Origin of the sequence: Leptospira ilyithenensis (assembly GCF_004771005.1) — a bacterium.
Classification (GTDB): Bacteria; Spirochaetota; Leptospiria; order Leptospirales; family Leptospiraceae; genus Leptospira_A; species Leptospira_A ilyithenensis.
Map to the genome: position 1 here is coordinate 155,245 of NZ_RQHV01000050.1, position 13,478 is coordinate 168,722.

Consider the following 13,478-nt stretch of genomic DNA (forward strand, 5'->3'; position numbering starts at 1 on the left):
ATAGGAACTCATGATAGAAACATTAACTGACCCTTCCCTTTGGGCGGCACTATTCACCCTAACAGCGCTCGAAATCGTTCTAGGAATCGACAATATTATTTTTATTTCGATTCTATCTTCCCGTTTGCCAAAACAAAAACAAAAGAAAGCCAGGCAAATCGGGCTTCTCCTAGCAATGGTTACACGAATTTTGCTATTATTTTCCCTTTCCTTAATTATGAAATTAACTTCTCCCTTATTTACCATCTTCACTCATGAAATCAGCGGAAGAGATTTGATTTTGATTGTAGGCGGACTTTTTCTAATGGCAAAATCAGTTACAGAGATTCACCACAAACTGGAAGGTGACCCGGAGTCCATGGAAGGAAATTCCAAAAAAACCACTTTCACAAAAGTAATCGTTCAGATTATGATTTTGGACATTGTATTTTCCTTGGATTCGGTGATCACTGCCGTAGGGATGACGAACCAATTGGGGGTGATGATTGCTGCGGTGGTTTTATCCGTTGGGTTTATGTTGATGTCCAGCGGTAGTATTTCCGATTTTGTGGATAGCCATCCTACTATCAAAATTCTTGCTTTGAGTTTTTTGATATTAATCGGTTTAGCATTGTTTGGTGAAGGTTGGGAATTGCACATTCCGAAAGGATACATTTATTTCGCAATGGCCTTCTCCGTGATTGTAGAACTTCTGAATATGAAACTTCGTAAGCCTGATGAAAAGCCGGTGGTCTTAAAAGGTAAATTCGATTGAAACGATCCAAGTTTTTAAAAAATCTTGCCGGCACTACTTCCATTCTGCTACTGCCGACTTACATGCGTTCGGAGTCCATAGTTGTGACCGATACTGATTTTATAACAAAAGTAAATTCGTTGAAATCATTGAAGGAAACAAAGGATTTTTTAGCCACCCTGATTCCCCGAGAATCCTTACTGTTTATTTCAGGAGAATGGTCGTTAGGAAAGGTATTTTCCCATTGTGCCCAAAGTATAGAATATTCGATGAATGGTTTTCCCGAAATGAAATCTGCAGTGTTTCAGGGAACCGTGGGAAAATTAGCTTTTTCCATTTTTTCTCTGCGGGAAAAAATGAGCCATGGATTGGAAGATCCTATCCCCGGTGCCGCAGATTTGGAAAATGCGATTGAATACAAGCTAGGGCTGAGCCGGTTGCTACAAAGTATCGATCTATTTCAAAAACAAGAATCTTCTCAATTGAAACCTCATTTTGCCTATGGAGAATTGGACAAGGAAGAATTTGATCTGGCACATACGCTTCATATCAAAAATCATTTTGAAAGAATAGCTAAGAAGATCAGTTAAGACCGATGGGATCAATCTAAAGGATAATCTGCAGCAGACAAATCGGCAGAGGAGCCTCCTTAACTTTTATAGTTTTAATTCCCACCTTTCTTCCACTAAGCCTGGCTTCCATACATCGTTCGGCTTCGAATCCGTAAGAATAAAGTTAAAACGATTATATAGATTGCGTGCCGCCGCTAAATGATGAAGAGTCCACAAAGACAAATCTGAAAAGTGCTGTCGGCTGTATTCAATGGCAACAGTGAGTAATTTTTTACCAACACCTAAATTACGATAAGCTGGCTCGGAATAAAACCAACGCAATTGCGCGGATTTATTTTCCGAATGTATTATACCAATGGCTCCTATAATCCGATCATTACTTTCAGCAATCCAAACCTTATCCAAAGCAGATCGGTTTTTCAAATAATCGGAAATCCCGTTAATTACATAATGTTCGAACACATCGTTAAATTCATATTCAGCTTGGTACAATAATGCATGCCTGTGAATGATATATCCCAAATCACCTGCCTTGCTTTCCCGTATGGAAAAGGGTGCTTTGTTACCGGCTAAGATGTGTTTTATCATATCCATTGCCGAAACCAACTCACCAATCTCAAAAGCTGACGCCTGTTTGATTAGATTTGCAATCTGTTCATTCGATGCCTTGTTTAATACTGTAAGCTCCTGTTTTCCCTTTTTGCTCAAACTCAGATTTAAAATTCGAGTGTCTTCTTTGCTTTTTTTGCGAACAACTACCCCGTTTCGCTCCAACTGCTTTAAGGTCCTACTCAGATATCCTTTATCAAAACCGAAAAGTTGGACCAAATCGCTTGCAGTGCATAAATTCGTATTGCCGATTTCGTACAATATCCTTGCTTCCGTTAAAGAATATTTGCTATCAAGAAAGTGAGTGTTCAAAAGTCCCAGAGCATTTGTATAATACCTGTTGAATTCCCGAATCCTACCGACTGATGTTTGCATGAAAGATACACCCCCCTCTGTCAAAAAGAGGATTTCAAAAAGGTTGTCAAAAGCAACTAAAAATTAAAACGACTTGGCCCGCTTGGGAAAGAATGTGCTGAGGGGACATAATTAAGTCGCGGGTGTAAAAATCCCCCGCGCCTTGAGATCAGCTTCGCTGATGATTCTTCGAATACTTCTTTGCCTCTATTGGCACAGGAGAAGGGGTTGGGGGTGAGGATCGTGGGCTGCAAGCATCCGCCTAACATAGAAAAAGTATCGCGCCTACCTCATTTGCCAAATTCTGAAATTTTTTACAAATAAGTTCGCCTTTTTACGCTGATCATCCTTTCCGATTTTTTGCGCTATCTTCTTCTTTCAATGTTTTCAATTCGATCAGCAATCTTTCCAAATCGCCTGGCCCTTTGGCTCTATACATTCCTCTTAGATAATTGTTTTTATCGAGCAAGTAGACATTTTCCGTATGAACAAAATCATTGAGATCGCTTTGTCCTTTGATGACCTTTACATCGGCGCCGAATTGTTTCCTTGCCATATCGTAAATCGTATCCTTAGAGCCAGTTAGAAACGTCCAATTGTTTCGCGTTATTTTATACAAACCGCGAAACTTTTTCAATTCATCTACAGTGTCAATTTCCGGATTCACTGAAATCGAAATGACTTGAACATCTGTTTGGTTGTCAATCTTAGGTAAAAAATTCAATATATTCCGGGTAATCAAAGGACAAATACCGTTGCACTTTGCATAAAAAAAAGTAACAAGAGTGTATTTGTCTTTCAAATGATAAAGATTAAATTCTTTATTTTCATGAGTGCGAAGGGTAAAGTCGGGAATTTTTTTAAGATCTTGAGGTAGGTTTTTTCCGTCCTCCTGCCAATAAGGATCCATCACATCCCCCTTAAAGTAAGGCAATACCCCTTCTTCGGGCACGGATGCAAACGTAAGCTCAGGATAAAAATTCGATTTTTGTTCGTCACAAGATAGAAGAAGAAATACTATGAGTAGTATCGATGTTGAATAAAATAATTTTCCGATCAATTTACATTCCTCCTATCCTGTTTTTTTATTGGTTCGCAGATTTTACTTCCCGGCATTCCCACTGAACTACCGTTATCCGTAAATACTATATTCATATAAATTTGCCCGTTTCGGTTCCACTTTTTTGAGACAATCAATCTGCCGTTACTGTCAAACTTTTCGTAGAGAGACGGTTTATCATTATCGTACCATTCCCAACGATCATTGATATATGTTCCTTCGTTGAACTCCGCATACTGCTTGTTACTTCCATTGGGAAACCACGATCTGTGAATTCCGTGTTTCTGTCCCTCTTTGAAATATCTTTGCTCCAGTATTTGACCGCTTTGGTTTCTCGCGGTGTATTCTCCGTCTTCCAATCCGGTTTTGTAGTGAGTGAATTGGACTTCAGCAAGAGCGGGAATTTCCTGTTTGATGGTTCCATCGAATGGCTCTGCTTTATAAAAAATCCTGCCCTGAAAAAGAGCGATGTCGGGATCGGTGGATTCAATGGTTCTACCTCCCTGACAGTGTATCAAAGATACAACTATCAGGAAGTTTAATAAGGTTATTAAGAAAGATCTAATTGGATACTGATCCTTTGTTGCCATAAAAGAAAGAACCCATCAATGTATCAATTGTCGCAGTACTATCATATGCTAAATGGTAGTGATAGGTTGCTGTAGTAAAGTGATTTGTTTTCGTAGTATGACCGTGCAAGGAATCTAAATCACTCGGAGTAAAGTCGTCCGTAGTCACTGTAGTGGCATTATCACATTTTTTACCATAGACCGCATAACCGTCCAAAATGAGCCCGACTAAATTCGCATCATTATTGGTAATTTTAGAAGCACCCGCGTGATGATGATAAATGCCCGTGTTTTGAGGATGACCGCCGTAGTTGTCAAAAGTTAGTGCTTCGACTGTCAAAAGGTCAGGTGGTGCCGCTGCATTATTGAAAATGGCAAGTCCATTCACAGTAATACCGATGGAAACCAAACCGCCTTGTGTACTAACTGTACCCGTTCCTTTTGTAGGAGTAGATGGGATCGTATATACAATTTTTTGTGAAGCTGTCGTGTTCGGGTTTGCGCCTGTAGTCGTTCTGGCTTCGTACAATGGAGAAGATGTGCCGTAATAGGAACTCTTTGTATTAGGAACGTTTTGAGATTTAAGAATATAATTTGTACCGGAAACATAACCGGTAGCACATTTGAAATTGTCTTTGATCCAGGAAGGAAGCGCAGTATCCATACAAGTAGTAACACCAGTTACACATCCTGAAGAAGCATCCAATGTAGCTGTACTATTGGATACGGTAGTACCGGTTGTTGCAGTTGTGCCGTTGCAAGTGCCCGAGCTACTCGACAAATAAGCAAGCGCAAGAAGTGAAGAACTATCTTCACTCTCCTTTTTTTTGCAGGTTCCAAAAACCAGACCTGCAAGTAACATAATGATGATCGTTCGATTCATATTTTTCTCCTTTTCCGTATCCTATCATAGGACGATCGGAAATCGTTTCTTCCTAAATAATTTATTTCATAATAGCACGATTCGGGCTTTTTATCGCCCGAACCAATCGGCTAAGACTCATTTTTTTTGCTTTTTCCCAAAAAATAGAGAGAGGGCGTGTCTCCGGTAACCCTCTTAAAGGAATCATTGAAAGTAGATTTCGAATTAAAACCCACTTGGAAAGCCAAACTCAAAAAATTCGGTTTTTCTTCCCCGGAAGATCCCAGTAGCAAAATAAATTCCCGAATTCGGTATTCATTGACAAAATGATAAAAGTTCGTTTCCAGAACTTCGTTCAATGCCTGTGTGATATGGGCTCTCGGGAGATTCAGATGATCCGCCAAGTCATCCAATGAAAATCCACTGGAAAAATAAGGTTTTCTCACTTCCATATAATCTTTTACCGCATGGACGTAGTCTTTTAGTTTTTCAATTTCCAATCCCGACTTTTCGTATTTCTTTTTTTTAGTCGTTGGATACGCAAAACTCTGGCCAAGGAGCCAAGCCGAGTGAATCATACTTTGACGGACCCCAAACACGGAAAAAAGAATCGTAAATACCAGAATATCATAACCTCGGATGGGAGGTAAAAACAAACCGGAAAACCGTTCAGACTGTCCGTTAATAAAGCCGGAAACCGCATGGTATAAAACAATCAATATGGCAAGACTGATGATTGTTTTTAGCCAATTGAATTGTATGGATTCAATGATAGGATTTGCCATTTCGTTTTCTACTTTATGGATCCGATACAGACTAAAGGTCGAATAAAGAAGAAAAGAGAAAAAAGTGAGCCTCTTTAAAACAATATTACCCCGACCGAAAAAAAGATCATACTCCACATTCCGAAACATGTCCTCAAAACTTGTCAGAGCGAAAAAGAAAACTACGGAAAGAAGATAGGGAACAAAATGAACTAAATCCTTCTTTCCTATCCGAATTCCAAAAATGTCTTTTAGATAAAGAAAAAATAGAGGTCCGAAAAGAAGCTGTGAAATATGAAAAAAATCAAAGTAATACTGACCGAAATCCCTTCTAACCAAATGCGCAATATGCAAACAACTCAAGGAAATCAAAAATAAAGCGAACCAACGGTCGAAAGAAAACCGCGGCCTTTTCAAAGAAAGGACCAGGATCGAAAAAAAAGTGATCGTAAGTGAGATCACAGGAATAGGAAACCGCGGAGGACCAGGAGGGAATACAGGGGGCATTAAATAAACAGATTTAAGTTCAAAATGTAAGTTTACTATTATTTATTTCAAAGTCGATAAAATAGTTTCAACCAGTTCTTCTTTTCTGAATAATTTGGAAAAATAATAATGCACAATGCCTTCCAAACCTTCTTCTTGCAAAAACTTTTTTCCTCCCGACAAAGGTGCATCGGAACTGATCAGAATGATAGGTATCATCCTGTCTTCTCGGACGGCTTCCCATTCATGAACAAAAGAAATACCGTCCATAATCGGCATATGTTTATCAGTTACAATGATATTAGGTGTAATTCTCGTTAAATGGTCGAGTGCGTCTTCTCCGTTCTTGGCTTCGATAACTATCCATTTCTTACGTCTTAATTCTTCCGCGAGTTCGCTTCTAAATTGATCCGAGTCATCTACAAGAAGTATCGATTTTAAGGTATCCGATAATAAAATTTCGAATCTGGAACCTTGGCCGATTTCACTTTTGATTTTCAGTTTTCCAAAATGAGCTTCCAAGATGGTTTGAGACAATTTTAGACCAAGTCCTGTGCCTAGTTCCCCTTCTGTGCCTGCTCTGCTTTTGGGTTGGCCTTCCGCAGTAATCTGGTATATTTGATCTGCATCCATTCCCATTCCATGATCAACTACTTCAACTGAAATCCAACCATTGTATGATTTTTCAAAAATTTCTATTTTCGAACCCTTGAACGAGAACTTGATGGAATTGGTAATGATATTCTTGAACACCTCTTCCAATAAGATACGGTCTCCTATGATAAAATTATCTTTTGTTAGATTAAGTTCGATACTTACATCTTTGAGAGAAGTGATCGGATGCAAGGTTTTGACAATATCTTCCAACAAGTCCTTTATGGAAAAAACAATCGGATGCAATCGGATCCCATCCGAATCAAAACGACTTACATCCAATAATTGTTTGATCATCCTGAGGGAGTTTTGAATTCCGTCTTTGCATAAATCCACAATCCTATGTTTCTCCACTTTTTCCATAGAATCGATATTATGTTTCATCAAATCCAATATCTGGCTCACTCCGACCAGAGGCGAACGTAGATCATGCGATAGTAATGAAATAAAGTTTGCTTTCCAACGATTTGCTTTCTCCAATTCGGAAGTTCTTTCTTTGACCTTATGTTCCAGATCTTCATTACTTCGAAATAAGGTTCGCGAAATCTCTTCTTCCCGTTTGAATACCTGAATGAAGGAGCGAGTCAGAATATAAGTCTGAGGAGTGAAGAAAAAGAAAAGAGTATAAAGTCCGATGTAAGGTATCGGATTGATAAAATTGAAAGTACCTAATACCTCCAAGGTAATAGTAATCGAAGGAAGGATTAAACTGAACAGGAAAGGAATACTATTTTTTTTACCTTGTACAACGGCACGAAACACAAAAATAACCGCACTAAATATCAGAATCAAACTGAAAAAGGAAAGATATTTATTAATTGCCCAAAAGGTACGAATAGGTAAAAAGATGGCGACCGAACTTGCAACAAGACCGTAAGCAAGTCCTGTCCATAAAGCCCATTTGTCATTTTTCGTACCGAATAAATAATATATCACACCGCTGCACCCGGCAATAATCAATGCGAAACTGGCACGCCCGGCTCGAATGAAAGTAAGGCACCAGGAGTCAGAGAAAAGATCGAATAAAATCTTTTGTTCTGCAAGACCGATACGAGTATAAATCACTCCTAAAAAAACAACAGCAAGGCATAAAGAAGCAAGTTCCGTTTTACGGGCAAAGTAAATCAATATATGATACAAGCTTAAGAAGAGTAATATAGCGGAAATAACCCAATTCAAAACCCTTTCACTCATTATGCGGGAATAAATGGAAGCGGGTCGGCCGATACTGATCAGGTCATGAATTCCCGCGTTTCTATCGTAAAAATTCGAAACTTGAATCTGTATTTTCAGTATCTTATTTATATTCTTTATAGGAATCAATGCAGACTTCAAAGAAGGTGAACTACTTTCGGGATCGGAACCCAATACTCCGCCCTCATGGACAAACTCATTGTTTAAAAAAAGTTTGTAATTTGTATATATACCCGGAAGAGAAAGAACCAAATCCTCATTCTCATCCGGCAAAACTACCGTTAAACGATACGTCGCATAACCAAAACTAGGTAGTGGGCTTCCGGATTCTTCCAGGCTGGTCCAGGATTTGGGAGAAGCAACATAACGGATAAGATCGGGTTTTTCTTCCCTAGGTTCCAAAAACTCCAGCCAGTAAAATTCCCAATTGCCTTTTAAATCTGCGCTCTCCTGAAAATCCCAATGCCTTAAATCCAGAACTCCCAACTCAGCAGAAGGAGTTACGATCGGATTACAAAACCCGAAAGCAAATAACAAACTTATCGAAAAAACAAATTTTATGAATATACGAAAATACAATTATTGATCCCAGAGTGTGAAAGCTAATATTTTTTCCACTAAGTCTTTTTTACTATATAATTTAGATAAATAAAAGAGAACCGCATTTTCCAAACCTTCTTCTTCCAAGAATTTTCTATCGTTAAAAAAAGGCGCATCGGAACTTAACATAATAATCGGTATTTTTTTATCTTCCTTTATGGCTTCCCATTCATGAACAAAAGAAATTCCATCCATAACCGGCATGTGTTTGTCAGTTACAATCAAATTCGGAGTGATTCTTGTCAGATGATCCAATGCTTCTTCTCCGTTCTTTGCTTCCAAAACAACCCATTTCTTACGTCTCAATTCTTCAGCCAAATCGGATCTGAACTGATCCGAATCATCCGCGAGCAAAATCGATCTAGTTATATTGGATAATAGTATTTCAAATTTGCTACCCTTAGCCAAATTACTGGATATTTTCAATTTTCCAAAATGAGCTTCCAAAATCGTTTGGGATAATTTCAAACCAAGTCCTGTTCCCAATTCTCCTTTGGTTCCATGTTGGCTTTTAGGAGTTTCGTCTCTCGTGATTTGATCCAATTGATTGGAATCCATTCCCACACCATAATCAATGACTTGAATTGAAATCCAGTTACCGTCGATGGTTTGTATAACGTCCACCTTGGAACCGGAATAAGAATACTTAATAGCGTTTATTATGATATTCTTTAATACTTCTTCCAAAAGTATTCTATCGCCGACGAGAACCGGATTTTGATTCATCTTCAATCGAATATCGATTTCTTTCACTGTCGCAACGGATTCGATTGTCCTGATCACATCATCTAATAATTCTTCCAAATAAAACAAAGCAGGTTGCAATCGTATACCTTCCGAATCAAAACGACTTACATCTAACAATTGCTTTATCATACGAAGTGAGTTTTGAATGCCAGAGCGACACAGATCTAAAAATTTCTGCTTTTCCGGATTTCCCATAGAATCAAAATTATATTGGATGATTTCCAGGATCTGGCTCACTCCGATCAAAGGAGAACGCAAATCATGCGATAATAAGGATATGAAATTCGATTTCCAACGATTTGCTTTTTCCAATTCAAAAGTTCGTTCTTTGACTTTTCTTTCCAAATCTTCGTTGCTGCGAAGAACGGCACGGGAAACTTCTTCTTCCCTTCGGAATAGAGTGATAAATGACCTGGTAAGTATGATGGATTGCGGAATAAAAAACAAAAATAAGCCGTAAGCTCCGATCGGTCTGATCCCGGGTATCGTATTTTGGAAATAGAGCAAATCATGAACCCCCGCAATGGATGTTAATGCAAAACTTGTAAGATACAAAAGGCTGTCTTTTTTACCTTCGATGACAGCTCTGATGATATAGATAATTCCTATAAATAGAAATACACTTACCACCATCTCAAATGGTTCGGAAACTTTCGCCACATACCTATTTGGTGAAAGTATAACTGCAAATGCATATACCGCACAATAAACGGTTACTACCCGGAAAACAACAGTTTCTCTTTTATAATAAAACAAATGATATATAACAGCACTGCCAAAGTACAAAATGAACGGTAATATCAGTTTGGACATTCGGATCAGAGCAATACACCAGGAATCCGGCAAAGAACCGTATAAATTCCTGGGTTCACTCAAGGAAAGAGTGATAAAAACAACGCATATATACAATAACCCCAAATACAAAGATGCAATCTCTGTTTTCCGAACGATATAAATCCAAATATGATACAAGCTCAACATGAACAGAAATATGGTAACTACCCAGTTCAAAACCACCGAGCTCATATATGAGCCGTAAATATTCGGTATGGTTCCGACTCGGATCAACTCTTTCATACCCGCAATCGTATGCACATAATTGGCAATTTGAACTTGAATCCGAACGGTTTTGCCCGTTCTCTCGAGAGGACAAATTTTGATTTTGTAAGAAGGACGAAAATGGTCTTCATCCGTTCCTACCATTCCGTTTTCATGAATCAGTTTGCCATCTACGAAAAGGCGATAGGAAGTATGCATCACCGGCATTGAGATTGCAATTTGTTCCTTTAAATCAGGCAGGACCAGAGTCAAACGATATGTCGCATACCCGAAGCTGGGAAGCGACCTCCCCTTTTCTTTCAAACTGGTCCAATGATTGCCGGCTAAAGAGTATTGTAGTTTTTCGGGTTTTTGTTCCTCAGGGTCGAGTAGTTCGTTCCAGTAAAATTCCCAATTGCCCCTGAGCTCCAAATTTTTTTCTTCCAGAGGAAAATGGCCGACATCCAAAACTCCTTTTTGAGCAATCGGAGGATGATAAACTTTTTCTCTACAAGATCCTAGACAAATTGAAAATGACAGTAGTAAGAAAACTTTTAAGTACGTGCGAAATTCCTTTGACGTAAAACCGACTTTGGGTCGACTTAGAAGTCTTATACGGCGAGCTAAAAAATACACGTGGAATCCATAAAAATTGCTATCTTAGAAGATCATTCCGTAGTTACCGAAGGAATCATATCCGTTTTAAAAACCAATCCATTCTTTCCGATTGTAGGAGAATTTCGTACAGGTGAGGAGTTACTGCGCTTTTTGGAAAAACGGCAAATCGATTTCCTGCTTCTGGACATCGATTTGCCGGACTGCAACGGACTCGATATTCTCAAGGAGGTAAAGGAAAAGTATCCCAAAACCAAAGTAGTCATTTTCTCCCTCCACGGCAGCAGAGTTTATGTGGAAGATGCAATCCGTTTGAAAGCAGACGGATACATGATCAAATCCGATCCGATTTCCCACCTACCGTCTGTTATTCAGGCAGTCGTACGCGGAGAAAAGTATATTTCGGAAGGAGTCAGCAAAGAAACCTTACCGTTTTCACCCTTCCAAATCGAGATCATCAACCTGCTCATCCAAGGGCTATCTCAAAACGAAGTGGCCGAAAAGATCCAAAAATCAAGAAAAACCGTAGAGTATCATCTCAACCAAATGCGTACAAAATTTGCATGTAAAAACAATAACGAACTGATTTCCAAATACCAAAAAGAAATACAAAAATAGTTTTCTAGTAATTTGTTCAGATACTGTTAGGATATATTTGTCTTATGAAACATATATATCTATTGAGACATGCAAAATCCGAATGGGACGAACCCTTTCAAAAAGACGAAGAAAGAGGTCTTTCCGAACGGGGTAAAAAACAAACGAAAGCATTGCGCTCCTTTCTTTTGGACTTCGGAATTGATGTGAATTCCGTCCTTGTTTCTCCCGCAGAACGTGCTCTCAAAACCTATCAACATTTACGTAAAGAGATCCTGGGTTTGCCCAAACCGGACATTCGGGACTCTATTTACGAAGCAGAAGAAGAAGATCTTCTTTTCCTTTTGCATGGAATTCCGGACACAATCCATTCGGTTATGATCGTCGGGCACAATCCCGGACTGGAAAATTTCGCATCTAGCCTTCTTTACGGACAATCGGCGCCCAGCCGATTTCATAAATTTCCCACGGCAAGTTTCTTAGGGCTTAGTTATTCCGGAGAAGATTGGAAAAATTTAGATTGGGGAACATGCCACTTGAAGGTATTCTGGATACCGGGGCATTTAGGAAAGGAATGAAGGCATTATTTTCAGAAGAAAGAATTCACAATCGTGTAGATGAACTCGGACGGGAAATCTCGAGAGACTTCCTTGGCAAAGAACTCATATTGATCGGGGTGCTGAACGGAGGGTTTATCTTTACTGCGGATCTATGCCGTTCCATTGCCATCCCTCACGAAATCGACTTTATCGGCGCTTCTTCCTACGGCGATGAAAAGGAATCCAGTGGAAAAATCGAATATACTAAATTTCTAAAAAGATCCATCAAAGGTAAGTCAGTTCTGATTGTAGAGGATATAGTCGATACGGGAAGGACTTTGGAATTTTTGGTGAATGATCTGATGAAACACCAACCTCTTTCTCTTAAGATCGCAGCGTTATTTTGGAAAAAAGAAAAAGCTAATCCACATTTGTATGTGGATTATTACGGATTTGAAATCGGAGACGAATATCTGGTAGGTTATGGATTGGATCATGCGGGAATGTACCGCAACCTACCGTATGTTGCATCTTTAGAACCGGATGATTCTAAAGATGATTAGGATCTGCGGAAACTTCCACCTCAGGCATACTAGCACGTAAATACCCGGAGCGAATTACGGATTCTTGTCCTTTTTCACTCGTTAAAAAGGTAATGAACGCGTCGATCTTATCCCCTTGGTCGGTTTTATAAATCGCAAATAGCTCTCTTGCCAAACGATACTTTCGATCGTACACGCTTCGGATCGAAGGAGTAACATACGGGTCGTTTGCTTTTCTGGCATAATCCAAAGATTTAACTTTTGTTTTGTTATCTATGATCGCACTTCCCATTCCCATATAACCGATTGCATTCGGGTTCGATTCTACAAAGTTTGCAAGTTCCGAATTGTCCTTGACGATCTTTGCCGTGGAAACGATCTTGTTGGATTTGTTTTTTTCAAATTCGGGAATCCCAAAGTCTTTTTTCCGAAGGATATGATTTTCAAAATAATCCTGTGTTCCCGATTTATCATTTCGGATCACAATTTGGATTGGGGCGTCCTGACCACCCACCTCTTTCCAGTTCTGAATCTTTCCCGAAAATATATCGGATACTTGCTCTAAATGCAGTTTGGTGGCAGGGTTCTTGAGATTTACTACCAAAGCAACTCCATCATAGGCAACTCGAACCTTTTCCAAATTCCCAGTTTTACGCAGATCATCGAATTCACTTTGATTCAGATCTCTGGATGAAACTGCAATGTCGATTTCGCCCTTGCGTAATTTGTCGATTCCCGTTTCGGAACCGCCGCCTTCCACAGTGACTCTGATGTCAGAATTGACTTTCTCATATTCTGAACCCAGATACCTCATCATCGCATTCATGGTTTCGGAACCTGCGATTTTTAAAGATTGTTTTTCCTTACATGCGGAAAAAGCCATTGTAATCAAAATGTAACAAAGGATAATGAGGTTTTTCATGATTAAAATGGAGATGCCCCA

At 39.2% G+C, this 13,478-nt stretch carries 13 protein-coding genes; 5 read left to right on the top strand and 8 right to left on the bottom strand.

From position 1 onward, the window contains the following. Window positions 1–10: 10 nt before the first annotated feature. A complete protein-coding gene (locus EHS11_RS12055; RefSeq protein WP_135764658.1) occupies window positions 11–754 on the top strand; it encodes a TerC family protein in 744 nt (247 codons plus the stop codon). Further along, window positions 751–1,323, top strand: a complete 573-nt coding sequence (locus tag EHS11_RS12060) for a DUF1569 domain-containing protein (RefSeq protein WP_246047839.1) — start codon at window positions 751–753, stop codon at window positions 1,321–1,323. Before EHS11_RS12055 ends, EHS11_RS12060 begins: the two co-directional genes overlap by 4 nt. A gap of 66 nt (window positions 1,324–1,389) precedes the next feature. Here EHS11_RS12060 and EHS11_RS12065 read toward each other — a convergent pair whose 3' ends face one another. The 7 genes from EHS11_RS12065 to EHS11_RS12095 form a co-directional block, all read right to left on the bottom strand. After that, window positions 1,390–2,289 (bottom strand): bifunctional helix-turn-helix transcriptional regulator/GNAT family N-acetyltransferase, encoded by a 900-nt coding sequence (locus tag EHS11_RS12065; RefSeq protein ID WP_135764659.1) that lies wholly within the window; start codon window positions 2,287–2,289, stop codon window positions 1,390–1,392. A 322-nt stretch (window positions 2,290–2,611) separates the two neighbouring features. Next, complete coding sequence (locus EHS11_RS12070; RefSeq protein ID WP_425460584.1) at window positions 2,612–3,298, bottom strand: SCO family protein; 687 nt, start codon at window positions 3,296–3,298, stop codon at window positions 2,612–2,614. A gap of 26 nt (window positions 3,299–3,324) precedes the next feature. Further along, a complete protein-coding gene (locus tag EHS11_RS12075) occupies window positions 3,325–3,918 on the bottom strand; it encodes a toxin-antitoxin system YwqK family antitoxin (protein ID WP_135764661.1) in 594 nt (197 codons plus the stop codon). Beyond that, window positions 3,890–4,780, bottom strand: a complete 891-nt coding sequence (locus EHS11_RS12080; RefSeq protein ID WP_135764662.1) for a YHYH protein — start codon at window positions 4,778–4,780, stop codon at window positions 3,890–3,892. The genes EHS11_RS12075 and EHS11_RS12080 overlap by 29 nt, the downstream gene beginning before the upstream one ends. 110 nt (window positions 4,781–4,890) lie before the next feature. Then, window positions 4,891–5,544 (bottom strand): helix-turn-helix domain-containing protein, encoded by a 654-nt coding sequence (locus EHS11_RS19845; protein WP_167884427.1) that lies wholly within the window; start codon window positions 5,542–5,544, stop codon window positions 4,891–4,893. A 528-nt stretch (window positions 5,545–6,072) separates the two neighbouring features. After that, entirely contained in the window at window positions 6,073–8,394 is a 2,322-nt protein-coding gene (locus EHS11_RS12090; protein ID WP_135764664.1) for a hybrid sensor histidine kinase/response regulator, read from the bottom strand. A 42-nt stretch (window positions 8,395–8,436) separates the two neighbouring features. Then, entirely contained in the window at window positions 8,437–10,710 is a 2,274-nt protein-coding gene (locus EHS11_RS12095; protein WP_135764665.1) for a hybrid sensor histidine kinase/response regulator, read from the bottom strand. A 168-nt stretch (window positions 10,711–10,878) separates the two neighbouring features. Between EHS11_RS12095 and EHS11_RS12100 the strand changes: the two genes are divergently transcribed. From EHS11_RS12100 to hpt, 3 genes are read left to right on the top strand one after another with little or no spacing between them, the layout of a single operon-like run. Beyond that, window positions 10,879–11,475 (top strand): response regulator transcription factor, encoded by a 597-nt coding sequence (locus tag EHS11_RS12100; protein ID WP_135764666.1) that lies wholly within the window; start codon window positions 10,879–10,881, stop codon window positions 11,473–11,475. Window positions 11,476–11,519: 44 nt separating this feature from the next. Next, window positions 11,520–12,032 carry a SixA phosphatase family protein gene (locus EHS11_RS12105; protein ID WP_135764667.1) on the top strand — a complete coding sequence of 171 codons (513 nt, stop codon included), beginning with the start codon at window positions 11,520–11,522 and terminating at the stop codon, window positions 12,030–12,032. After that, window positions 12,029–12,556 (top strand): hypoxanthine phosphoribosyltransferase, encoded by a 528-nt coding sequence (gene hpt / locus EHS11_RS12110; protein ID WP_135764668.1) that lies wholly within the window; start codon window positions 12,029–12,031, stop codon window positions 12,554–12,556. Before EHS11_RS12105 ends, hpt begins: the two co-directional genes overlap by 4 nt. Here the strand turns inward: hpt and EHS11_RS12115 are convergent. Continuing rightward, window positions 12,543–13,457 (bottom strand): phosphate ABC transporter substrate-binding protein, encoded by a 915-nt coding sequence (locus EHS11_RS12115; protein ID WP_135764669.1) that lies wholly within the window; start codon window positions 13,455–13,457, stop codon window positions 12,543–12,545. The two genes, hpt and EHS11_RS12115, sit on opposite strands and share 14 nt — an antisense overlap. Window positions 13,458–13,478: the final 21 nt, after the last annotated feature.